Genomic DNA, 20,076 nt, shown 5'->3' on the forward strand with positions numbered 1-20,076 from the left:
GGCGCTCGCGATCAGCCCGCGGCAGCCGGTTTCCGGCGGCCAAGCCCGGAAACCGGCACTCCCTGTATTACTCAGTGGCACCAGATGTCGATCGCGCTGGTGCGGTTGTTGCCGATGGCGTTGTTCGCCAGGAACCCGTCGTTGGAGTTGTGCGTGAACGTGCTGTGGGCGCCGGTGTAACCCGGGTGCTGCCAGAGGGTGGCGCTGCAGCCGACCCGGTTCCTGACCGAGCTGGTCTCGTTGTCCATGCTGTGCCAGGAATTGCTGAAGTCCCAGTTCAGCCAGTTGTTGTCGGCGAAGTTGGAGTCGTCCTGGGTGAAGTCCCGCCAGTGGTCGACCTGGCCGCGGTTGTAGTCGAAGCCGGCATACAGGCAGACACGACCGCCGTAGCAGGTCGAGCGGGGGCTGGCCACCGCGGCGGCTGTGGGGGCGAGCGCGGTGAACAGGGCGGCCGCGGCGACGAAGCCGGCGGCCTTCTTGGATAGCCTCACAGGTCTCTCCTCGATCAGTGAGTCGTTTCGACCTCGTAACTTAGCGTGCTGAATCGAATGCGAGTTGTACTGACTCGCCGATTCCAAAAGGGCTCCACGCCCGGGAAAGGGTCGCGTGCCCCGGCCCGCCGACTCACTCGTATCAGGCTGGTGAACTGCGCCTTCACCGCATTGGCCGAAGCCTTGGCGGTGAAGGAGAAACCCGTGGCCTGCGCACTACCTATTCGGGAAGCGCCGCCGGATTCTGCGCCAGCAGACCGCCGTCCACCCGATGCTCGGCCCCCGTGATGAAAGACGACCGCGGTCCGGCCAGAAATGCCACCAATTCCGCCACCTCCTCGGGCCGGCCCACGCGGCCCAGCGGATGGGAGCGGCCCCACTGCGCGATCTGCTCCTCCTGCGACAGCTCGCCGCGCCACAGGTCCGCCGCCCAGCGCAGCATGGGGGTGTCGACCGAGCCCGGGCAGACCACGTTCACCCGGATGCCGTCGGCCGCGTGGTCGAGCGCCATCGACCTGGTCAGGCCGTTGAGCGCGGCCTTGCTCGACGAGTACGCCGCCACCTGCGCCTGCGAGGAGAACGCCTGCACCGACGACATGACCACGATCGAGCCGCCGCCGCGGGCGCGCAACTCGGGCACGGCGGCCTTGCAGGTGAGGTAGACGCCCTTGAGGTTGATGTCGAACACCTCGTCCCAGACCTCTTCCGGGGTGTCCTCGACGGTGCCGTAACGCTGCACCCCGGCGCAGGTCGCCACGATGTCCAGCCCGCCGAACCTGCTCACCGCCAGGTTCACCAGATCGCGCATGTCACCGGCCCTGCGCACGTCGGCGATCCGGCCGACGATCTGACTGTCCTGCCCGGTGTCTTGCTCGGCGCCCTTGTCGACGCCGCAGAACACCACGGACGCCCCGCCGTCGGCCAGCCGGTCGACCACGGCCCGTCCGATCCCCGTCGAACCGCCCGTGACCAGCGCGACCTTGCCGGCGAACTCGCTCATACCCTTACCTCCGCGCGCAAACTCAACACCTTCGTCTCGTAGGGCTCCAACGTCAGGGCCGTGCCGTTGGCCACGGCCGCGGCCAAACCGTCGGTCGGCATGCCGGCGAACGGCTCCAGCCCCACCGTGTACGCCCGCCCCCACCACGGGTAGCCGGTGGACGCGCCGACCTCCTGCCACATCCACAGGTACGGCAGCACCGACGCCTCCCACTCAACACGCATAGCGATATCCCCCGATATTTCGTACCAACCCTCGTCGAAGCCGGTCAGATAGACGATGTCGCTCGGCGCGCCCGGCTCCGGCACCACGCTCAGATCCGTCGTGCCGCCGCCGTCGGCCGGCACGAGCGGCCACTCCCACGGCCCGCCCGCCCTGACCCGGCGGGCCGGCGGGGTGATCGCGCTCTCGTGCGGGATCACCCGGACGCCCTCGGGCAGCCGGATCCTGGCCCCCGGGCGCAGGAACGGCCGGCCGAACACGATGTGCTGGCCCCACATGGCGTGCAGCGGCAGGCCCGACTCGTTCGTGGCCCGCCCCTCGATCTCCAGCGCGGTCGTGCCGGAGCGCAGCCGCAGGACCTTTTCCATCCGGTACGGCAGCCGCCGCGTGCGCACGCTCAGCCGCACCGCGACCTCCTCGGGGGAGTCGGCCACGACCTCGCACTCCCACGGCAGCCCGGACACCTCGCCGTGCTGCGCCAGCCGTGCCCCCCGGTACTCGCTGGGCGCGCCCCCGTTGGGGAAGACCTCCTGCCAGCCGCCCTCGTAGTGGTCGACGAACTGGGCGACCCCGTCGGCCGCGCCCTGGAGATGCTCGCGCGGGTCGCGCAGCCCCTGCGGCGAGAGCCAGACGAAGTCCGTGTCCGTCGGCTTGTGCAGGAACTCGACGACGTCGCCGCCCTTGCCGGGCAGGACGCTCACGCGCAGCCGTTCGTTCTCCAGCGTGACCGCCCGCAGCCCGTCGATCGTGCCGTGCCGCAGCCGGGCCGCCCAGTTGCGCCTCATCCGAACGTCACATCCAGGAACCGGGGGCGGTAGATGGAGACGTCGCGGTAGTGGTCGGTGTTGACGAAGCTGTTCACGTTGTACGACACCACGAGCCCGTCGCCGGCCACGTCGGGATGGGCGTGGGCGTTGTAGGTGAAGATGTTCCCGCTGGTCTCGGGGGTCGTGTAGACGTGCTGCTTGCCGGTGAAGGGGCCGGAGGGCGAGCAGGAGGAGTAGGCCACGATGTTCGCGCTCAGCGCCTCGGTCGTGTCATGCGTGATCAGGACATATCCGGATCCGACCCGGCTCACGCTGTACTCGTTCGCCACGCCGTCCATTACCCGCGCCGAGTCGGCCTGGTTCGCCGACCAGGTGCCGTCGGCCTTGAGGTACTCCCAGCGGCCGAGCAGGCTCTGCCCCTTGACCCTGGCGACGTGCATGTACTTGGGCGAGCCGAGGTCCTCGACCCCGTACACGTAGGTGTGGCCGCCGTCCCTGAGCACGCCGGAGGCCCAGGCCACGCCCTGGCCCGAGGGCAGGTCGTGCACGCTGATCGGCCGGTCGAGCCGCCCGGGCGCGAACCTGGCCACCACGTTCCGGTGCCAGCGCCAGTCCCATGCTCCGGGGCCGAAGCGCTCGTACTCCTGGTAGGTCACCTCCACGATGCCGCCGGCCAGCGTCGCGTCACCGGCCCAGTACCAGTGGTCCTCGTCGCGCGGCGGCATCACGGCCGTCGGCTTCGCGGCGGTGCCGGCGTGGATGGTGGACAGCCTGCCGTCGCGCTCGACGGCGAAGGAGTTGTTCAGGAAGACCGTGCTCCCGCCCTCCTCCACCACGGGCGGGCGGGTCCCGTCGGGGTTGACCCGGCCGAGGAAGGTGTCGGAGAACACCCAGAGCTCCTGCCCGTTGGGCAGTTTGAGTGAGTAGGTGCCGTCGGCGCCCGTCCAGTCGTCCAGGCGGCTGTTGTCGTTGCCGTAGTTGGTGAACAGGGCGGTCAGCCGGGCGTCGGTGCTGGCGCCCGTGACCGTGGGGGCGCAGTCGGAGGCCGCCGCCGGCGCGGCTCGCTGCTCCTGGACGACGGGTACGGGTCTGGGCGGCGCGGCGAGGGCCTGCTGCGGGGCTGCCGTGAGCCCCAGCAACGCGATGGCCAGGGGTGCGAGGGCGGAGCGGAATCGCGTCATCACATGTCCTAGGGGGAGGGGTTCCCTACAGTTCTAGTCATTAGATCACTTACTGTCTAGGGGTCGAGTGAGCGCGCCGATGTCCGGGGTGGCGTGCCGAAATCCATGTGACCGGGGCGCGGGAGGGCGGCTACCCTGCCGGGATGGGACACGTGGAAGTCGGACATTTGACGTACGTGCTGCCCGACGGGCGGCCGCTGCTCGACGACGTGTCCTTCCGGATCGGCGAAGGCGTCAAGGCCGCGCTCGTCGGGCCCAACGGCGCGGGCAAGACCACGCTCATGCGCCTGATCGCCGGCGACCTCCAGCCGGTCGAGGGCAGCGTGGCCGGCTCCGGCGGCCTGGGCGTGATGCGGCAGTTCATCGGCAGCGTGCGCGACGGCAGCAACGTGCGCGACCTGCTCCTGGGCGTCGCGCCGCCCGCGGTGCGGCAGGCCGCCGAGCGGCTCGACCGGGCCGAGCTGGCCATGATGGAGCGCGACGACGAGAAGACGCAGATGCGCTACGCGCAGGCCATCAGCGACTACACCGACGCGGGCGGCTACGAGATCGAGGTGCTCTGGGACACCTGTACGGTGGCCGCGCTCGGCGTCCCGTTCGAAAGACTGAAATATCGGGACGTGGCGACGCTGTCGGGCGGCGAGCAGAAGCGCCTGGTCCTGGAGGCGCTGCTGCGCGGCCCCGACCAGACCCTGCTGCTCGACGAGCCCGACAACTACCTCGACGTCCCCGGCAAGGAATGGCTGGAACAGCAGCTCAGGGAGACGCCCAAGACCGTGCTGCTGGTCAGCCACGACCGCCAGCTGCTGGCGAACGCGGCCGACCGCATCATCACCGTCGAGTCCGGAAACATCTGGATTCATGGGGGCGGCTTCCGTACCTACGCCGAAGCCCGCAGAGCCCGCAACGAGCGCCTCGACGAGCTGCGCCGGCGCTGGGACGAAGAGCACGCCAAGCTCAAGACCCTGGTCAACATGCTGAAGAACAAGGCCAGATACAACGACGGCATGGCCGCCGCCTACCACGCCGCCCAGACGCGGCTGCGCAAGTTCGAGGAGGCCGGGCCGCCCGAGGTGGCGCCGGCCGAGCAGAACATCAAGATGCGCCTGCGCGGCGGCCGCACCGGCAAGCGCGCGGTCATCTGCGAGGAGCTGGAGCTCAAGGGCCTGATGCGCCCGTTCGACCTGGAGATCTGGTACGGCGAGCGGGTCGCCGTGCTCGGCTCCAACGGCTCCGGCAAGTCCCACTTCCTGCGCCTGCTGGCGGGCGAGCAGGTCGCCTGCGAGGGCGTGGCCAGGCTGGGCGCCCGCGTGGTGCCGGGCCACTTCGCCCAGACCCACGCCCGGCCCGACCTGCTCGGCCGCACCCCGGTCGAGATCGTCATGACCGAGCACGCCAGGCTCAAGAACGAGGCGATGAAGATCCTGGCCCGCTACGAGCTGGCGGGGCTGATCGCCGAGCAGCGCTTCGACACCCTGTCGGGCGGTCAGCAGGCGCGGCTGCAGATCCTGCTGCTGGAGCTGTCGGGGGCCACGCTGCTGCTGCTCGACGAGCCGACCGACAACCTCGACCTGGCCAGCGCCGAGGCGCTGCAGGCGGGCCTGGAGGCGTTCGAGGGCACGGTGCTGGCGGTCACCCATGACCGCTGGTTCGCCGCCGATTTCGACCGTTATCTGGTCTTCGGCTCCGACGGCACGGTCTACGAGTCGGCCGAGCCGGTCTGGGACGAGACCAGGGTGGTCCGTCCGCGTTGACAAAGAATTGGTAGGGCTGGCGCGTGTCCCCCGCCAGCCGTGCCCATGCTCGGGTTATCACGGCAAAGTGATCCCGCGTAGCCGAACCGCCAGCCTCCTCGCACTCGGGGCGATCTGCCTCACCGGGTGCGCGAGCGAGGAACAGCCGGTCCAGAAGCTCAAGCCGCTCGCTCTCAAGGAGCAGGTCTCCCACATCGTCAAATCCGCCGACGGATATGCCGTCACCTGGGCGGGCGTGCTCAGCAACGCCAACCCGTGGCACTTCGGCGAGCACGTGGTGGCCACGATCGTCGGGCACGACGCCAAGGGGAGCGAGGTGCTCAAACTGGACCAGCCGCTCGACGCGGTGCCGCCGGGCGGCACGCTGCCCTTCACCGGCCAGGCCGTGGCCACCCAGAAGCCGGCCAAGGTGACGATCCAGTACCGTCCCGCGCGGTGGCGGCCGGCGGCGCGCATTCCTTCGGCGTTCCAGCGGTTCCCGATTTCGCGGGTCCAGACCATGCGCCAGAAAGATGGCACGTACCTTATTACTGGATATGTCGGCAACCCTTATCAAATATCGGCGAGCAGCCTGGTCGTGAACGCGATGCTGCGCGACAAGGCGGGAAAGCTCGTCGGCGGCGGCAGCACCTATGTGGACGACGTGAAGGCCGGCAGCCCGCCGCGGTTCATCCTCACGGTGGGCGGCCTGCCCAGGGGCTCCCAGGTGGCCAGGACCGAGATCGCGGCCAGGACCTGGGGCTCCACCGGCCGTCCCTACGAGGACCTGGCCCTGTCGGGAGCCGTTCCCGTGCACACGGTCAAGCCCACGAGTGAGCCGTTCGCGGTGGACCGGAACACGCAGGTGGCGTCCGAGCACAAGCAATAAATAAGCCGCGCCTATCCGGAATGTCGGGACAATTTTCTGGTTCTTCGCCTGACAAGTGATGCCTTCGGCGTGGAACCGGTAGAACTGCAAGTTACCGATCCATTACCTTCGGTCACATGACTGACCGCGTTCTGGTCGAAGCACTCCGCGCCCGTGATCCAGGAGCGCTCAGCGCGCTCTACGACGCGTACGCGGAGAGCGTCTACCGCTATTGCTGGTCCCTCCTTCTCCGCGCCGACAGCGCGCAGGTGGCGCTCCGCGACACGCTGATCGCCGCCGAGGCGCACGCCGGCGCGCTGACCGCGCCCGACCGGCTGCGCGCCTGGTTGTTCGCGCTGGCGCGCGCCGAATGCCTGCGGCGCAGAGCCGCCGCGCCACCGGGCGCCGCCGAGGCGCTGGCCGAGGCGCCCGCCCCCGACGACCCCGCCGACGCCGACCTGCGCGTCATGGCCTGGAACGCGGTGCACGGCCTGCCCGTGGCCGACCGGGAGCTCCTGGAGCTCGTCCACGGGCACGAGCTGCCCGCGGACGAGCTGGCGCAGGTGCTCGCCACACCGCCGCGCCAGGTGGAGCTGCTCCTCGAAGCGGCTCGCGAACGCCTGGGCGACGCGATCACGGCCGAGGTCCTGGCCAGGAAGGGCCCGTACGACTGCCCGCGGCGCGCCCGCATCCTGGCCGGGTTCGGCGGCGAGCTGACCAGGGAGATGCGCGAGCACCTGATCAGGCACCTGGCGCGGTGCGAGACCTGCGCGCCGCACCGCGCGCGCGAGGTGTCCCCGGCCAAGGTGTACGCGCTGCTGCCCGCGCCCGCGCTGCCCGACACCCTGCGGGTCAGGGTGATGAGCTGCTTCGCCGACCCGGAGCTCCTGCCCTACCGCCGCTACGTCGCCCGGCGGACCGCCGCCCTGGGCGCCGCCGGGTTTCCCGTTCCCCCGCGGCGGCAGGGCCGGCGCTGGCCTCAGGCGGTGGCGGGCGCGCTGGCGGCGATCGCGACCGTGGTGGCGATAGCGGTGATCTTCGATCGGATCGGAAGGGAGAACGGCGGGGTGACAGGCGTCGCGACGGCCGCGTTCCCGGCGACGGGTGAGCCTCCGGGCATCCGGCTGCCCTGGCAGGGCGATCCCCACGATGTGCCGCTGACCGTGGAGCCGATCCTCGACAACACCACCACGCAGCCCCTGGGCGTGACCGGCACGCCGACCGGGGCGCCGGCTCCGGCCGTGCCGTCCCAGGGCCGCTCCTCGCCCACCGGCGCACCGGCCACGTCGTCGTCCCCGCCGGGCAGGTCCCCCAGCGGCGACGACGCCGCGCCGGATCCGGACTCCGTGCCGGACGGGCTGCCGGCCGAGCCGCCCGGGCACGATCAGCAGACCGGCCGGCCGACGACCGGCACCCCGCCCGGCGGGCCGCCCGACGACGCACCCGGCAGGCCGCGCCCGACCAGGCCCGGCACCCGTACCCCGACCCCGACACCCACCCCCACGCCGACACCGACCCAGACCCCCACCCCGACCGCCACGCCGACGGAGACGGCCACCCCGACCCCGACGGAGGAACCGTCGGTGACCCCGTCGGAAACGGGCACCTGACCTCCCTGCGCCCGGCGCCACGACCGAGGCTTCCGCGTCCGGCCCTGTCCCTGACCCGCGCCCGTGAATAGGGAGCCTGTTCACTTTCACGTGACGTTATGTGAGTGAAGTCCCGGGAACTGTGTGCACAGAGTAACCATCTGTGTTCAGGGGGACCTATGCGCGCATTCCGGGCCGGGCTCCTCGCGGGCTGCCTGCTCGTGGCCGCCTGCCCGCCGGTCGACGCCGAGCCGGGGCCCTCCTCGCACGACGTCAAGCAGGCCCGCCAGACTGCGCGCGAGAGGTCGAAGCGGCTCAGCCGGACGACCGCCAAGCTGGCCACCGCGCACTCGCGGCTGGAACGGCTGGCGGCCGAGGTCGAGCGGCTGGTGGAGGCGTACAACGGGGAGATGGTCCGGCTGCGGCAGGCCGAGCAGAACCATCAGCAGGCCAGAGCCAGGCTGGCCGCGGCCGCCGCCGAGGTCGAGCGGGCCAGGCAGGCCGTGACGCTGCTGGCCACCGAGAGCAACGGCGGGCTGGGTTCGCTCGGGCCGGTCGTCGGCATGCTGCTCGACCAGGGCGGCACCGACGGGTTCCTGCACCGCGCCAGCGTGCTCGGGCACCTGAGCGGCGAGCGGGCCGCGGTCCTCGGCCGGATGCGTGACGCCCAGGAGGTGGCCGCGATCCTGCGCATCCACGCCGACAGCGCGTACGCGGCCCAGCAGGCCGCCTCGGAACGCGCCCGGCTGGCCAAGATCGCCGCCGAGCGGGCGGTGGCCGGGCAGCGGCGCGCGACCAGGGAGCTCACCGCGCGCAAGAAGACCTTGCAACGCAGGGTCGACGCTGCCCGCACCCGCGCCGACCTGCTGGCCAGGCGGAGGGAGGCGGCGCTGGCCGGGCTCGTCGCCGGCGGCTCGGCCATGGGCGACGTGGCCGCGAACTGGGCGCTCACCCAGCTCGGCAAGTCCTACGTGTGGGCAGCCGCCGGCCCGGAGACCTACGACTGCTCAGGGCTGACGATGCGGGCGTGGGAGAAGGTCGGCGTACGGCTCGACCACTGGACCGGCACGCAGTGGACCTCGGGCCCCCACGTGCCGCTCGACCAGTTGCGCCGCGGCGACCTGCTCTTCTTCGCCCACGTCACCGGCGACCCCGCGACCATCCACCACGTCGGCATCTACGTCGGACGCGGCCAGATGGTGCACGCCCCGCAGACGGGCGACGTGGTGCGGGTCGCCTCGATCTGGCGCGGAGACCTGGTGGGTGCCACCAGGCCCGCCCCATGAGCCGCCGGCGGTGGCCCCAGTGGCAGCCCCGGCAGCGGCCTCAGCAGCGGCCCCAGCAGGGGACCTAGTGGTGGCCTTCTTCCTTCGCCCGCCGGAACGAGCGCTCGATCTCGGCCTCGGCCTCGATGCGGCCGACCCAGTTGGCGCCCTCGACCGACTTTCCGGGCTCAAGATCCTTGTAGACCTCGAAGAAGTGCTGGATCTCCAGCCGGTCGAACTCCGACACGTGATGGATGTCCTGGATGTGATGCATGCGGGGGTCGGTGGACGGCACGCAGAGCACCTTGTCGTCACCGCCCTTCTCGTCGGTCATCCGGAACATCCCCACCGCGCGGCACGTGATGTAGCACCCGGGGAACGTCGGCTCCTGCAGCAGCACCAGCGCGTCCAGCGGGTCGCCGTCCTCACCGAGGGTGTGCTCGATGAAGCCGTAGTCGGCGGGGTACTGCGTGGAGGTGAACAGGAGCCGGTCAAGCCTGATCTTCCCGGTCTCGTGGTCCACTTCGTACTTGTTCCGTTGCCCCTTGGGAATCTCAACGACAACGTCGAACTCCACCGCGGTTCCTCCGCTCAGGCCCCCGGGAACCCCCGGATGGGCGTTAATGTCTCGTAGGCGAACACAGGAGAGAGGGCAGGCGACGTGGCGCGGCGCGACCAGTGGGTGATGCTGACCACCCTCGCCGTGCTCCAAACCCTGACGATCGTCACCGGCGTCTACGCGATGACCACCGACTTCAGCCTGAGCGCGCTGACGAACGGATCGACACCCACCGGGCCGACGGCGTCGTCACCGGCGGAAGGCTCTTCCCCCGTCCCCGTGGTCACCTCCGGGCCGGTGCTGGCCCGGCTGCCGGTGAAGCCCGGAGACGGACCTCTCCCGACTAAGGGTACTTTGACGCGCCAGCTCACCGGCGCCCTGGGTGACAAAGCACTCGGCGGCCGGGTGGGCGCGGTCGTGATCGACACGGTCACCGGAGAGCAGATCTTCGCCTCCAACGCCGACCTGGCCATCACCCCCGCCTCGACCACGAAGATCGTCACCTGCGCCGCGGCGCTGGCCGCGCTCGGCCCCGACACCCGCCTGTCCACCCGCGTCGTCCAGGGCCCCAAGCCCGGCACCGCGATCCTCGTCGGCGGCGGCGACCCTCTCCTCGCCGGCCCCTCCGCCAAGGACGACGGCTACCCGAAGCAGGCCCGGCTGAGCACCCTCGCCGCCCGCACCGCTGCCACGCTCAAGGCGCAGAACGTACGCAAGATCACCCTTTATTACGACACCTCCCTCTTCACCGGCACCCCCAAGGCACCCGGCTGGAAGACCAACTACATCCCCGACGGCGAGGTGGCCCCCGTCCACGCCCTCACCATGGACGAGGGCAGGCAGGACCCCCGCTTCCGCAGCCCCCGCGTCGCCGACCCGCCCCGCTACGCCGCCGCCGCCTTCGCCCGGCTGCTCGCCAAGCAGGGCATCACCGTCGCCAAGTCCGTACGCCAGGCCAAGGCCCAGCCCGGAGCGGCCGAGCTCGGCAAGGTCGACTCCGCCCCCCTGTACGCCCTCGTCGAGCACACGCTCACCCGCAGCGACAACGACCTCGCCGAGGCCCTGCTGCGCCACGTCGCCATCAAGCAGGGCCGGCCCGCGACCTTCGACGGTGGCGCCGCCGCCGTGATCGCCGTCCTGCAGCGCCTCGGAGCCGGCCAGAACGTGGCGCTGTCCGACGGCAGCGGCCTGTCCATCCGCAACCGCATCAGCCCCAACGCCCTGGCCAAGGTCCTCGCCCTGTCCGGCTCGGCCGCCCACCCCGAACTGCGCGCCGTCGCCTCCGGCATGCCGATCGCGGGCTTCTCCGGCACCCTCGGCAACGGCCGCCGTTTCACCAGGAGCGACAGCAAGGGCCAGGTCGGTCTCGTCCGCGCCAAGACCGGCACCCTCAACAACATCAACACGCTGGCCGGGATGGCCACGACCAAGGACGGGCGGCTGGTCACGTTCGCCTTCATGGCCGACCGCGTACCCCTCAACGCCGAGCCCGTCCTCGACCGGCTCGCCGCCACCGTGGCACGTTCCTGACGCGCTCCTTCGCAGCCGTGCGTTGAACCACGTACGGTGGACGGTATGCAGGTGATCGACTGGGATCTGGCCGTCACGACCGGCACGCGCCTGGTGCGCCCCGGTCCTCAGGTGAGCCGGGAGGAGGCCAGGCAGGCCGTCACCGAGCTCCGCACCCTGTCGCGCGAGGCCGAGGGCCACGTGCGCGAGTTCACGAAGATTCACACCGAGACCGCGCCGCAGCCGGCCACCATCGTGGACCGGCCCGGCTGGATCAAGGCCAACGTCGAGGGCTTCCGCGTGGTGCTGGAGCCGCTGACCCAGCGCATGGCCAGCGGCGACAGCCAGCCGCCCGCCATCGTCACGGCCGTGGGGTCCCGCATCACGGGCGTCGAGGTGGGCGCCGTCCTGGCCTTCCTGGCCTCGCGCGTACTCGGCCAGTACGAGCTGTTCCTCCCACCCGACCCCACGGGCAAGGAGGCCGCCGGCCGCCTGACGCTCGTGGCCCCCAACATCGTCCACGCCGAACGCGAGATGGGCGTCGACCCGCACGACTTCCGCCTCTGGGTCTGCCTGCACGAGGAGACCCACCGGGTGCAGTTCACCGGGGTCAAGTGGCTGCGCGAATACGTGCGCGGGCAGATGACCGAGTTCCTGCTCGCCTCCGACCTCGACCTGCCCACCCTGCTCGAACGGCTCCGCAACGCCGCCGACACGGTGGCCGACGTGGTGCGCGGCGGCGAGGGCAACCTCATCGACGCCATCCAGTCGCCCGGCCAGAAGGAGATCCTCGACCGCCTGACCGCCGTGATGACCCTCGTCGAAGGCCACGGAGACTACGTCATGGACGCGGTCGGCCCGTCGGTGGTCCCCTCGGTGGCCGACATCCGCGCCAAGTTCGCCCAGCGCCGCGAAGGCGGCTCCCGCCTGGACCGCACGGTACGGCGGTTGCTGGGGATCGAGGTCAAGATGAAGCAGTACGCGGAGGGCTCCGCCTTCGTCCGCACGGTGGTGGACCGGGTGGGCATGGACGGCTTCAACAAGATCTGGACCTCCCCGGAAACCTTGCCGACCACCCCGGAAATCGCCGACCCCACCCTCTGGATCACCCGAGTGATCGGCACCCCGGCCCTCCCCGCCTAACGCCCCGCCAAAAACCGGCACGGCGACATCGAGGTCCCCCGGCACCACCGGAGACCGCCACCCCACCACCCAAGCTCTTACACCTCTCACCGCCTCTTCCCGCGCCACGTCAACGGGAGGCGGTGTGGTGGTGTCCGGCGCTTGTGCGCGGTGCCCGGCTCGTCGGCATCGGCGTCGGCTCACACGCCCACGGCCTCTTCACGGGTCACTCCTCGCGCCGCGTCGGCGGGAGGCGGTGCGGTGGTGTCCGGCGCTCGGGCACGGCGCCTGGCCGGGAGACGGTGCTGGTATCCGTCTCCCGACAGGGCCGGCGGGTCGGTGCGCTTGCCTCGCTTCCCCGGCTCTCGCGTCACGCCGGATCATCCGCGCTCCTACGCCACCTTCACCGTCTCTCCACGCACCCCGGCAGTTCCAGGCGCCGCGTCGGCGGGAAGCAGTGCGGTGGTGTCCGGCGCACGTGCGCGGTGCTCGGCCGGGGGTGGCGTGGTGGTTCCGGCGTCCCCCAGCAGGATCGGCGGGTCAGTGCGGCCGCCTTGCTTTCCTGGCTCTTGTCTCGCCAGATCACCCACACGCCTGCGACACCGCCCACCGTCTCTCCCTGCGCTGCGTCGGCGGGAGGTGGTGCGCCGGTGTCCGGCGCTTGTGGGTGGTGCTTGGCTGGGCGTGCGTGCCTCGTTGGGTGAGGGGCGGGAGAATGGGGGCGTGGGTCCGCAACCGGCTGTAGCTGACGTTCGTAGAGCAGTGCGCGAGGCTCTGGTTGACGTGCCGGAAGGTGCGCTGGTGCTGGTGGCGTGTAGTGGTGGGGCCGATTCGTTGGCGTTGGCGGCTGCATCGGCCTTTGTCGCTTCCCGTGCGCGGCTGCGGGCGGGCCTCGTCACTGTGGATCATCAACTGCAGGAGGGGTCGGCGCAGCGGGCGGAAGCGGTGGTGAAAGTGGCTCGGGACGTGGGGCTGGAGCCGGCTGAAGTGCTCACCGTCACCGTGGGCGCCCAAGGTGGGCCCGAGGCGGCGGCGCGGGAGGCCAGGTATGCGGCGCTGGCCGAAGCGGCCGAACGGCTGAAGGCGGAGACGGTGCTGCTGGGGCACACCAGGGACGATCAGGCCGAGACGGTGCTGCTGGGGCTGGCCAGGGGGAGTGGGCTCCGTTCGTTGTCGGGCATGGCCGCCAGGTCGGGGCGCTATCGGCGGCCCTTGCTCGACCTGCCCAGAGCCACCACCGTGGCGGCCTGCCGGGCGATGGGCCTCACTCCCTGGGACGATCCGCACAACGAGGACCCCCGCTACACCCGGGTCCGCGTCCGCCATACGGTGCTGCCGGTGCTGGAGGCGGAGCTGGGGCCGGGGGTGGCCGAGGCGCTCGCGAGGACGGCGGGGCTGGCGCGGCAGGACGCGGACGCGCTCGATGAATGGGCCGATACGGCGTACCAGAATTGCGCTCTAAGCGATATCGGCGGGTTGATAAAGGTGACCGTGGCCGAGCTGGAAAAGCTGCCCGACGCCGTCAGGCGGAGGGTGCTGAGGCGGGCCGCGCTCGCCGCCGGAGCCCCGTCCGGAGCCCTGTCGGCCACCCACGTCCTGGCCGTGGACCGGCTGGTCACGAACTGGCGCGGGCAGAAAGCCGTGGACCTGCCCGGGGGTCTGTCCGCCGTCCGGCGATATGGCACCCTGATATTCGCCATCAGTCCCATCGCGTAAGGAACCACACGTGGACGCAGCCGACATGGGCAATGACCTGGAAAAGGTCCTCATTCCCGAGGACGAGCTCCAGGCCAAGATCAAAGAGCTCGCCGGCCGGATCGACGAGGACTACGCGGGCCAGGACGTCCTGCTCGTGGGCGTGTTGAAGGGCGCGGTGATGGTGATGGCCGACCTGGCCAGAGCCTTGCACGTGCCGGTGCAGATGGACTGGATGGCGGTGTCCTCGTACGGCGCGGGCACCAGGTCGTCCGGCGTCGTCCGCGTGCTGAAGGACCTCGACACCGACATCCTGAACCGCCATGTGCTGATCGTCGAGGACATCATCGACTCCGGCCTGACCTTGCACTGGCTGCTGGAAAACCTCAAGTCGCGTAATCCGGCCTCGCTGGAGATCTGCGCCGCGCTGCGGAAACCCGATGCGGTGAAGGTGACCATCGAGGTGAAATACGTCGGCTTCGACATTCCCAACGAGTTCGTGATCGGTTATGGGCTCGACTACGCGGAGCGATACCGGAATCTTCCGTTCATCGGCACTCTGGCGCCCCACGTATATAAGTAGGACTCTCCGCGATGGCCGGGAACATCGCGGAACGTGACGTACGTTGATAGGGCAAGACCGGTGTAGCGGGCGGGTCCCTCCGTGCGCCGTGCCGGTGTACCTTCAGACTCCGGGAGGGTGACCTCGCGTCCCCTTCGGGTAGTCAGAAGTCGCGGTGTCGGATGCCGCGGCCCCGGGCCAGCCCGGGGTTCCAGGCCATGGTCAGGAAGGGACGGGCCCGCAAGGGGTTCCGCATCGGATGGATCTCAAGCGATTTACACGTGGGCCACTGCTGTGGATCCTGGGCATCGTCGTGCTGCTCCTGCTCGTCACCCAGCTCTGGAGTGGCGGCGGAAATTACAAGACGGCCGACACGTCCTTGGTCCTTCAGCAGATTCGCGCCGGAAACGTCAGCAACGCCAAGATCGTTGACAAGGACAACCGGATCGAGGTGACGCTGACCAACCCTGTCGCGGTCAAACAGGGTGACGCCCCGACGAAGCTGATCCAGTCCGACTGGGTCACCGGTTACGGCGCCAAGCTGACCGACGAGCTGCAGGCTCAGGTCGTCGCGGGCAAGACGAAGAGCTTCACGACCGAGGTGCCGCAGGAGAACATCCTGCTCAGCCTGCTGGTGAGCTTCCTGCCGATCGTCATCATCGTGCTGATCTTCCTGTTCATCATGAACCAGATGCAGGGCGGCGGCTCGCGGGTGATGAACTTCGGCAAGTCGAAGGCCAAGCTCATCACGAAAGACACCCCCAAGACCACCTTCGCCGACGTCGCCGGCGCGGACGAGGCCATCGAGGAGCTCCAGGAGATCAAGGAGTTCCTGCAGGCCCCGGCCAAGTTCCAGGCGATCGGCGCCAAGATCCCCAAGGGCGTGCTGCTGTACGGCCCGCCCGGCACCGGCAAGACGCTGCTGGCGCGCGCCGTCGCCGGCGAGGCCGGGGTGCCGTTCTACTCGATCTCCGGTTCCGACTTCGTCGAGATGTTCGTCGGCGTCGGCGCCTCGCGTGTGCGCGACCTGTTCGAGCAGGCCAAGGCCAACGCCCCGGCGATCATCTTCATCGACGAGATCGACGCCGTCGGCCGCCACCGCGGCGCCGGCCTGGGCGGCGGTCACGACGAGCGCGAGCAGACGCTCAACCAGCTCCTCGTCGAGATGGACGGCTTCGACGTCAAGGGCGGCGTGATCCTCATCGCCGCGACCAACCGGCCCGACATCCTCGACCCGGCGCTGCTGCGTCCCGGCCGCTTCGACCGGCAGGTCACCGTCGACCGGCCCGACCTCGAGGGCCGCAAGGGCGTCCTGCGGGTGCACGGCCGCGGCAAGCCGTTCGCCCCCGACGTCGACCTCGACGTCATCGCGCGCCGCACCCCCGGCTTCACCGGCGCCGACCTGGCCAACGTGATCAACGAGGCCGCCCTGCTGACCGCGCGGGCCGACCAGAAGCTGATCACGATGGACACCCTCGAGGAGTCGATCGACCGTGTCATGGCAGGGCCCGAGCGCAAGACGCGGGTCATGTCCGACAAGGAGAAGAAGATGATCGCCTATCACGAGGGCGGTCACGCACTGGTGGCGCACGCGCTGCCCAACTCCGACCCGGTCCACAAGATCACGATCCTGTCCCGCGGCCGCGCCCTCGGTTACACGATGACGCTGCCGATGGAGGACAAGTTCCTGGCCACCAGGTCCGAGATGATGGACCAGCTCGCGATGCTGCTCGGCGGCCGCGCGGCGGAGGAGCTCGTCTTCCACGAGCCCACCACCGGCGCCTCCAACGACATCGAGAAGGCCACGGCCGTCGCCCGCCGCATGGTGACCGAATACGGCATGAGCGAGCAGCTCGGCGCCCGTAAGTTCGGCAGCGGCCAGGCGGAGGTCTTCCTGGGCCGCGAGATGGGCCACGAGCGCGACTACTCCGAGAAGATCGCCTCCACGATCGACGAGGAGGTCCGCCGGATGATCGAGACGGCGCACGACCAGGCCTGGGACATCCTGGTCCAATACCGCGACGTGCTCGACAACCTGGTGCTGGAGCTCATGGAGAAGGAGACCCTCTCCCGCGACATGGTGCTGCAGATCTTCGCGCCGGTGGTCGTCAAGGAGCACCGCCCGTCCTACGCGGGCTACGGCAAGCGGCTCCCCTCCGACCGTCCGCCGATCCTGACGCCGAAGGAGCAGTCGGCCAACGGCTCGCTCACCTCGGGGCATCAGGGCGCACTGCCGTCAGGGGACAGTGCGTGACTCAGCACGATGTCGACCTGGGGCGGATCGAGAAGGCCGTTCGCGAGATCCTCTACGCCATCGGCGAGGATCCCGATCGTGACGGCCTGATCGAGACGCCCGCCCGGGTCGCCCGCGCGATGGCCGAGCAGTACTCCGGGCTCGGCCAGACGCCGGAGGAGGTGCTCACGAAGGTCTTCGACGTCGATCACGACGAGATGGTGCTCGTGCGCGACATCGAGGTCTACTCGACCTGTGAGCACCACCTGGTCCCGTTCCACGGCCTGGCCCACGTCGGCTACATCCCCAACACGAAGGGCCAGGTCACGGGCCTGTCGAAGCTGGCCCGCCTGGTCGACGTCTACGCCCGCCGCCCCCAGGTGCAGGAGCGCATGACGTCCCAGATCGCCGACGCTCTGATGCGCGTGCTGGAGCCGCGCGGAGTCATCGTGGTGGTGGAGGCCGAGCACCTGTGCATGACGATGCGCGGCGTACGCAAGCCGGGCGCCAAGACCGTCACCTCCGCCGTCCGCGGCAGTTTCCGCAGCAGCGACAGCACCCGATCCGAGGCGATGGCGCTCATCCTGGGCCGCTGAGGACGAACGGGGTACCCACGATGTCAGCAAGTGTGGGGAAGCGCCTAGGCTTGGCCCATGACTAGCGTGCCCATCAGCGTGCCGGGAGGTGCGGAGCGGTGCCTCGTCATGGGCGTGGTCAATGTGACGCCTGATTCGTTCTCCGACGGCGGCCAGTGGTTCGACGAGGCGGCCGCCATCCGGCACGGCCTCGATCTGGTCCGCGAGGGCGCCGACATCGTCGACGTGGGCGGCGAGTCCACCCGTCCCGGCGCGGCCAGGGTCTCCCTCGAAGAGGAGCTGGCCAGGGTCGTCCCGGTGATCAGGGCGCTGCGCTCGGAGGGCGTGGCGGTCAGCGTCGACACGATGCGCGCCGAGGTGGCCAAGGCCGCGGTGGAGGCGGGCGCCCAGCTCGTCAACGACGTGAGCGGCGGCCTGGCCGATCCCGAGATGCCGCGCGTGGTGGCCGCGACCGGGGTCACCTACGTCGTGATGCACTGGCGCGGCCACAGCCATGACATGGACACCCGCGCCGTCTACGCCGACGTGGTCACGGAGGTGCGCGAGGAGCTGAGCAAGCGAGTCGACCTGGTGCTGGCGGAGGGGGTCACGGAGGAGCAGATCGTGCTCGACCCTGGCCTCGGCTTCGCCAAGAACGCCGAGCACAACTGGGCGTTGCTCGCGGGCATCCCGGAGCTGACGGAGCTGGGCTATCCGTTGCTCGTCGGGGCGTCACGCAAGCGTTTCCTGGGGCGGCTGCTGGCCGACGCCGACGGCACGCCCCGGCCGTTCAGCCGCAGCGACGACGCCACGCTGGCCGTGACCGCGCTGGCCGCGCAGGCCGGCGCGTGGTGCGTACGCGTGCACGAAGTAGGTCCCAATGCCGATGCCGTGCGCGTGGCAGCCGCATGGAAGAGAGCCGGAGCCAACACATGAGCGTCGACACCGCCGCCATCGAGACGGTCAACCAGGAGTTCTACACCGCGATCGAGAGCGCGGACCTGGACAAGATGACGGAGATCTGGGCCGAGGACACCGCCGACGACCAGGTGAGCTGCGTCCATCCGGGGTGGACCCTGCTGACGGGCCGCTCGGAGGTGCTGCGGTCGTGGGCCCTGATCATGGCCAACACGACCTACATCCAGTTCGTGCTGACCGACGTGAGCACGACCGTGCTGGGTGACGTGGCCGTCCTGACCTGTGTGGAGAACATCCTGACCGCGGGCGAGGAGGGTGAGGCCAGTTTTGCCGCGGGCAAGGTGGTGGCGAGCAACGTCTACCTCCGCACCTCGCAGGGCTGGCGGCTGTGGATGCACCACGGCTCGCCGGTGCTGCAGGGGGATGACGACGAGGAGGAGGAAGGCGAGCTTGAGCCCTGATCGCATCACTCTCAAGGGCCTGCGGGCCAGGGGGAGACACGGCGTGCTCGCTGCCGAGCGGGAGCTCGGGCAGGAGTTCGTGGTGGACGCGACGCTGTTCCTCGACACCGCGCCGGCGGCGGCCGGCGACGACCTGACCAAGACCGTCCACTACGGGGAGCTGGCGCAGGCCCTGGTCGAGGTGGTCGAGGGCGAGCCGGTCGAGCTGATCGAGACGCTCGCGCAGCGCCTGGCGGACGTGTGTCTGGCGGGCGAGCCGGTACGCAAGGTCGAGGTGAGCGTGCACAAGCCGGCGGCGCCGATCCCGCTGCCGTTCGACGACGTGATCGTGACGATTGAGCGGAGCCGCGGATGAAGGTCGTGCTCTCTCTCGGCAGCAACCTGGGGCACCGGTTCCAGACGTTGCAGGGTGCCGTGGACACGCTGTTCGACGCTCCAGGGCTGGAGTTCGTCAAGGCGTCCCCCGTCTACGAGACCGATCCCGTAGGAGGGCCGGAGGGACAGCGGCCCTTCCTCAACGCGATCGTGGTGGCCGAGACGACGCTGGCGCCGCGCACCCTGCTGGAGCGGGCCCAGGGCGTGGAGAACGCCTTCGGCCGCGTCCGCGAGGAGCGCTGGGGCCCCCGTACCCTCGACATCGACCTGATCGTGGTCGGCGAGCAGGTCAGCGACGACCCCGACCTCACGCTGCCGCATCCACGGGCCCACGAGCGCGCGTTCGTGCTCGTGCCCTGGTCGAAGGCCGACCCCGAGGGCGTGGTCCCCGGGCACGGGCGGGTGGCGGAGCTGCTGGAGGCGGTCGAGGAGCAGGGTGTACGCCTGCGCGACGACCTCAAGCTGCAGAGGCCCGATTGAAGCCGACCCATCCCGGCGTCCTGGCCGGCATCTTCGCTGTCCTCGCCCTGCTGACCTGGGCGGTGATCCGGCAGGCCTACTCCGAGCTGCCCCTCATGCCCTGGACCGCGATCCCCACGGTCCTGCTGCTGGCCATCGGCGAGGGTTACAGCGCCTGGGCGACCAAGGCCAGGATCGCCAGGAAGCCCGGCACCAAGCCGGTCGAACCGCTCGCCGTGGCCCGGCTGGCGGCGCTGGCGAAGGCGTCGGCGTACGCGGGAGCGGCCTTCGGCGGGATCTTCGCCGGGTTCGCCCTGCACACCGTGCAGCTGCTCGACCGGGAGACGCCGCGCGGCGAGTTCTTCGTCTCGGCCGGGTCGCTGGTGTCGTGCGTCGTGCTGGTCTGCGCCGCGCTCTACCTGGAGCACGCCTGCCGCATCCCCAAGGACCCGGAGGAACAGGGCCAGTACCGGCAGAACGGACGAGACTAGG

General features: G+C 70.2%; 20 protein-coding genes. 15 read left to right on the forward strand and 5 right to left on the reverse strand.

Annotation, left to right across the window (positions count from 1 at the left end; all coding sequences use genetic code 11):
* Window positions 1-71: 71 nt before the first annotated feature.
* The 4 genes from B0I32_RS24470 to B0I32_RS24485 form a co-directional block, all read right to left on the reverse strand.
* On the reverse strand, window positions 72-491 hold the full coding sequence (locus B0I32_RS24470) for a peptidase inhibitor family I36 protein (protein WP_181307717.1): 420 nt from the start codon (window positions 489-491) through the stop codon (window positions 72-74).
* A gap of 220 nt (window positions 492-711) precedes the next feature.
* Complete coding sequence (locus B0I32_RS24475; RefSeq protein WP_106243443.1) at window positions 712-1,491, reverse strand: SDR family NAD(P)-dependent oxidoreductase; 780 nt, start codon at window positions 1,489-1,491, stop codon at window positions 712-714.
* Entirely contained in the window at window positions 1,488-2,498 is a 1,011-nt protein-coding gene (locus tag B0I32_RS24480) for a DUF4432 family protein (protein WP_106243444.1), read from the reverse strand. Before B0I32_RS24480 ends, B0I32_RS24475 begins: the two co-directional genes overlap by 4 nt.
* Window positions 2,495-3,661 (reverse strand): glycoside hydrolase family 183 protein, encoded by a 1,167-nt coding sequence (locus B0I32_RS24485; RefSeq protein ID WP_106243447.1) that lies wholly within the window; start codon window positions 3,659-3,661, stop codon window positions 2,495-2,497. The genes B0I32_RS24480 and B0I32_RS24485 overlap by 4 nt, the downstream gene beginning before the upstream one ends.
* 143 nt (window positions 3,662-3,804) lie before the next feature.
* Here B0I32_RS24485 and B0I32_RS24490 point away from each other — a divergent pair, with 143 nt between their 5' ends.
* From B0I32_RS24490 to B0I32_RS61015, 4 genes are all read left to right on the forward strand, one after another.
* Window positions 3,805-5,415, forward strand: a complete 1,611-nt coding sequence (locus B0I32_RS24490) for an ABC-F family ATP-binding cassette domain-containing protein (RefSeq protein WP_106243449.1) — start codon at window positions 3,805-3,807, stop codon at window positions 5,413-5,415.
* 67 nt (window positions 5,416-5,482) lie between these two features.
* On the forward strand, window positions 5,483-6,283 hold the full coding sequence (locus B0I32_RS24495) for a hypothetical protein (RefSeq protein WP_106243450.1): 801 nt from the start codon (window positions 5,483-5,485) through the stop codon (window positions 6,281-6,283).
* A 116-nt stretch (window positions 6,284-6,399) separates the two neighbouring features.
* On the forward strand, window positions 6,400-7,872 hold the full coding sequence (locus B0I32_RS56610; protein WP_146178302.1) for a sigma-70 family RNA polymerase sigma factor: 1,473 nt from the start codon (window positions 6,400-6,402) through the stop codon (window positions 7,870-7,872).
* A 158-nt stretch (window positions 7,873-8,030) separates the two neighbouring features.
* Entirely contained in the window at window positions 8,031-9,137 is a 1,107-nt protein-coding gene (locus tag B0I32_RS61015; protein ID WP_106243461.1) for a C40 family peptidase, read from the forward strand.
* A 64-nt stretch (window positions 9,138-9,201) separates the two neighbouring features.
* Here B0I32_RS61015 and B0I32_RS24520 read toward each other — a convergent pair whose 3' ends face one another.
* Entirely contained in the window at window positions 9,202-9,693 is a 492-nt protein-coding gene (locus B0I32_RS24520; RefSeq protein ID WP_106243463.1) for an inorganic diphosphatase, read from the reverse strand.
* Between the two features lie 84 nt (window positions 9,694-9,777).
* On the opposite strand from B0I32_RS24520, the gene dacB reads away from it, so the two are divergent.
* The 11 genes from dacB (at window position 9,778) to B0I32_RS24575 (ending at window position 20,075) form a co-directional block, all read left to right on the forward strand.
* A complete protein-coding gene (gene dacB, locus B0I32_RS24525) occupies window positions 9,778-11,205 on the forward strand; it encodes a D-alanyl-D-alanine carboxypeptidase/D-alanyl-D-alanine endopeptidase (RefSeq protein ID WP_106243466.1) in 1,428 nt (475 codons plus the stop codon).
* A gap of 45 nt (window positions 11,206-11,250) precedes the next feature.
* A complete protein-coding gene (locus tag B0I32_RS24530) occupies window positions 11,251-12,327 on the forward strand; it encodes a zinc-dependent metalloprotease (RefSeq protein WP_181307719.1) in 1,077 nt (358 codons plus the stop codon).
* A 702-nt stretch (window positions 12,328-13,029) separates the two neighbouring features.
* Complete coding sequence (gene tilS, locus B0I32_RS24535; RefSeq protein ID WP_106243469.1) at window positions 13,030-14,022, forward strand: tRNA lysidine(34) synthetase TilS; 993 nt, start codon at window positions 13,030-13,032, stop codon at window positions 14,020-14,022.
* A gap of 10 nt (window positions 14,023-14,032) precedes the next feature.
* Entirely contained in the window at window positions 14,033-14,584 is a 552-nt protein-coding gene (gene hpt / locus B0I32_RS24540) for a hypoxanthine phosphoribosyltransferase (RefSeq protein WP_219911993.1), read from the forward strand.
* Between the two features lie 238 nt (window positions 14,585-14,822).
* Window positions 14,823-16,817, forward strand: coding sequence for an ATP-dependent zinc metalloprotease FtsH (gene ftsH, locus B0I32_RS24545; RefSeq protein ID WP_106243471.1), 1,995 nt, complete (start codon window positions 14,823-14,825; stop codon window positions 16,815-16,817).
* The gene (gene folE, locus B0I32_RS24550; protein ID WP_106243473.1) at window positions 16,814-17,392 is read left to right on the forward strand and encodes a GTP cyclohydrolase I FolE; all 579 of its coding nucleotides are present in this window, start codon (window positions 16,814-16,816) and stop codon (window positions 17,390-17,392) included. Before ftsH ends, folE begins: the two co-directional genes overlap by 4 nt.
* A gap of 57 nt (window positions 17,393-17,449) precedes the next feature.
* Window positions 17,450-18,307 carry a dihydropteroate synthase gene (folP, locus tag B0I32_RS24555; protein WP_106243475.1) on the forward strand — a complete coding sequence of 286 codons (858 nt, stop codon included), beginning with the start codon at window positions 17,450-17,452 and terminating at the stop codon, window positions 18,305-18,307.
* A complete protein-coding gene (locus B0I32_RS24560) occupies window positions 18,304-18,750 on the forward strand; it encodes a nuclear transport factor 2 family protein (protein ID WP_106243477.1) in 447 nt (148 codons plus the stop codon). The genes folP and B0I32_RS24560 overlap by 4 nt, the downstream gene beginning before the upstream one ends.
* A complete protein-coding gene (folB, locus tag B0I32_RS24565; protein ID WP_106243479.1) occupies window positions 18,713-19,105 on the forward strand; it encodes a dihydroneopterin aldolase in 393 nt (130 codons plus the stop codon). Before B0I32_RS24560 ends, folB begins: the two co-directional genes overlap by 38 nt.
* Entirely contained in the window at window positions 19,102-19,605 is a 504-nt protein-coding gene (gene folK / locus B0I32_RS24570; protein WP_106243481.1) for a 2-amino-4-hydroxy-6-hydroxymethyldihydropteridine diphosphokinase, read from the forward strand. The genes folB and folK overlap by 4 nt, the downstream gene beginning before the upstream one ends.
* Complete coding sequence (locus B0I32_RS24575) at window positions 19,602-20,075, forward strand: DUF3180 domain-containing protein (protein WP_106243483.1); 474 nt, start codon at window positions 19,602-19,604, stop codon at window positions 20,073-20,075. Before folK ends, B0I32_RS24575 begins: the two co-directional genes overlap by 4 nt.
* Window position 20,076 lies beyond the last annotated feature (1 nt).

The sequence above is a fragment of the Nonomuraea fuscirosea genome (assembly GCF_003001935.1).
GTDB lineage: Bacteria > Actinomycetota > Actinomycetes > Streptosporangiales > Streptosporangiaceae > Nonomuraea > Nonomuraea fuscirosea.

Excerpts from the sequence above, each read along its gene's own strand:
- folB (WP_106243479.1), top strand. The coding sequence starts at position 18,713 with ATGACGACGAGGAGGAGGAAGGCGAGCTTGAGCCCTGATCGCATCACT.
- ftsH (WP_106243471.1), top strand. The coding sequence starts at position 14,823 with ATGGATCTCAAGCGATTTACACGTGGGCCACTGCTGTGGATCCTGGGC.
- folP (WP_106243475.1), top strand. The coding sequence starts at position 17,450 with ATGACTAGCGTGCCCATCAGCGTGCCGGGAGGTGCGGAGCGGTGCCTC.
- B0I32_RS24530 (WP_181307719.1), top strand. The coding sequence starts at position 11,251 with ATGCAGGTGATCGACTGGGATCTGGCCGTCACGACCGGCACGCGCCTG.
- B0I32_RS56610 (WP_146178302.1), top strand. The coding sequence starts at position 6,400 with ATGACTGACCGCGTTCTGGTCGAAGCACTCCGCGCCCGTGATCCAGGA.
- B0I32_RS24480 (WP_106243444.1), bottom strand. The coding sequence starts at position 2,498 with ATGAGGCGCAACTGGGCGGCCCGGCTGCGGCACGGCACGATCGACGGG.
- B0I32_RS24490 (WP_106243449.1), top strand. The coding sequence starts at position 3,805 with ATGGGACACGTGGAAGTCGGACATTTGACGTACGTGCTGCCCGACGGG.
- folK (WP_106243481.1), top strand. The coding sequence starts at position 19,102 with ATGAAGGTCGTGCTCTCTCTCGGCAGCAACCTGGGGCACCGGTTCCAG.
- B0I32_RS24475 (WP_106243443.1), bottom strand. The coding sequence starts at position 1,491 with ATGAGCGAGTTCGCCGGCAAGGTCGCGCTGGTCACGGGCGGTTCGACG.
- B0I32_RS61015 (WP_106243461.1), top strand. The coding sequence starts at position 8,031 with ATGCGCGCATTCCGGGCCGGGCTCCTCGCGGGCTGCCTGCTCGTGGCC.
- B0I32_RS24560 (WP_106243477.1), top strand. The coding sequence starts at position 18,304 with ATGAGCGTCGACACCGCCGCCATCGAGACGGTCAACCAGGAGTTCTAC.
- B0I32_RS24485 (WP_106243447.1), bottom strand. The coding sequence starts at position 3,661 with ATGACGCGATTCCGCTCCGCCCTCGCACCCCTGGCCATCGCGTTGCTG.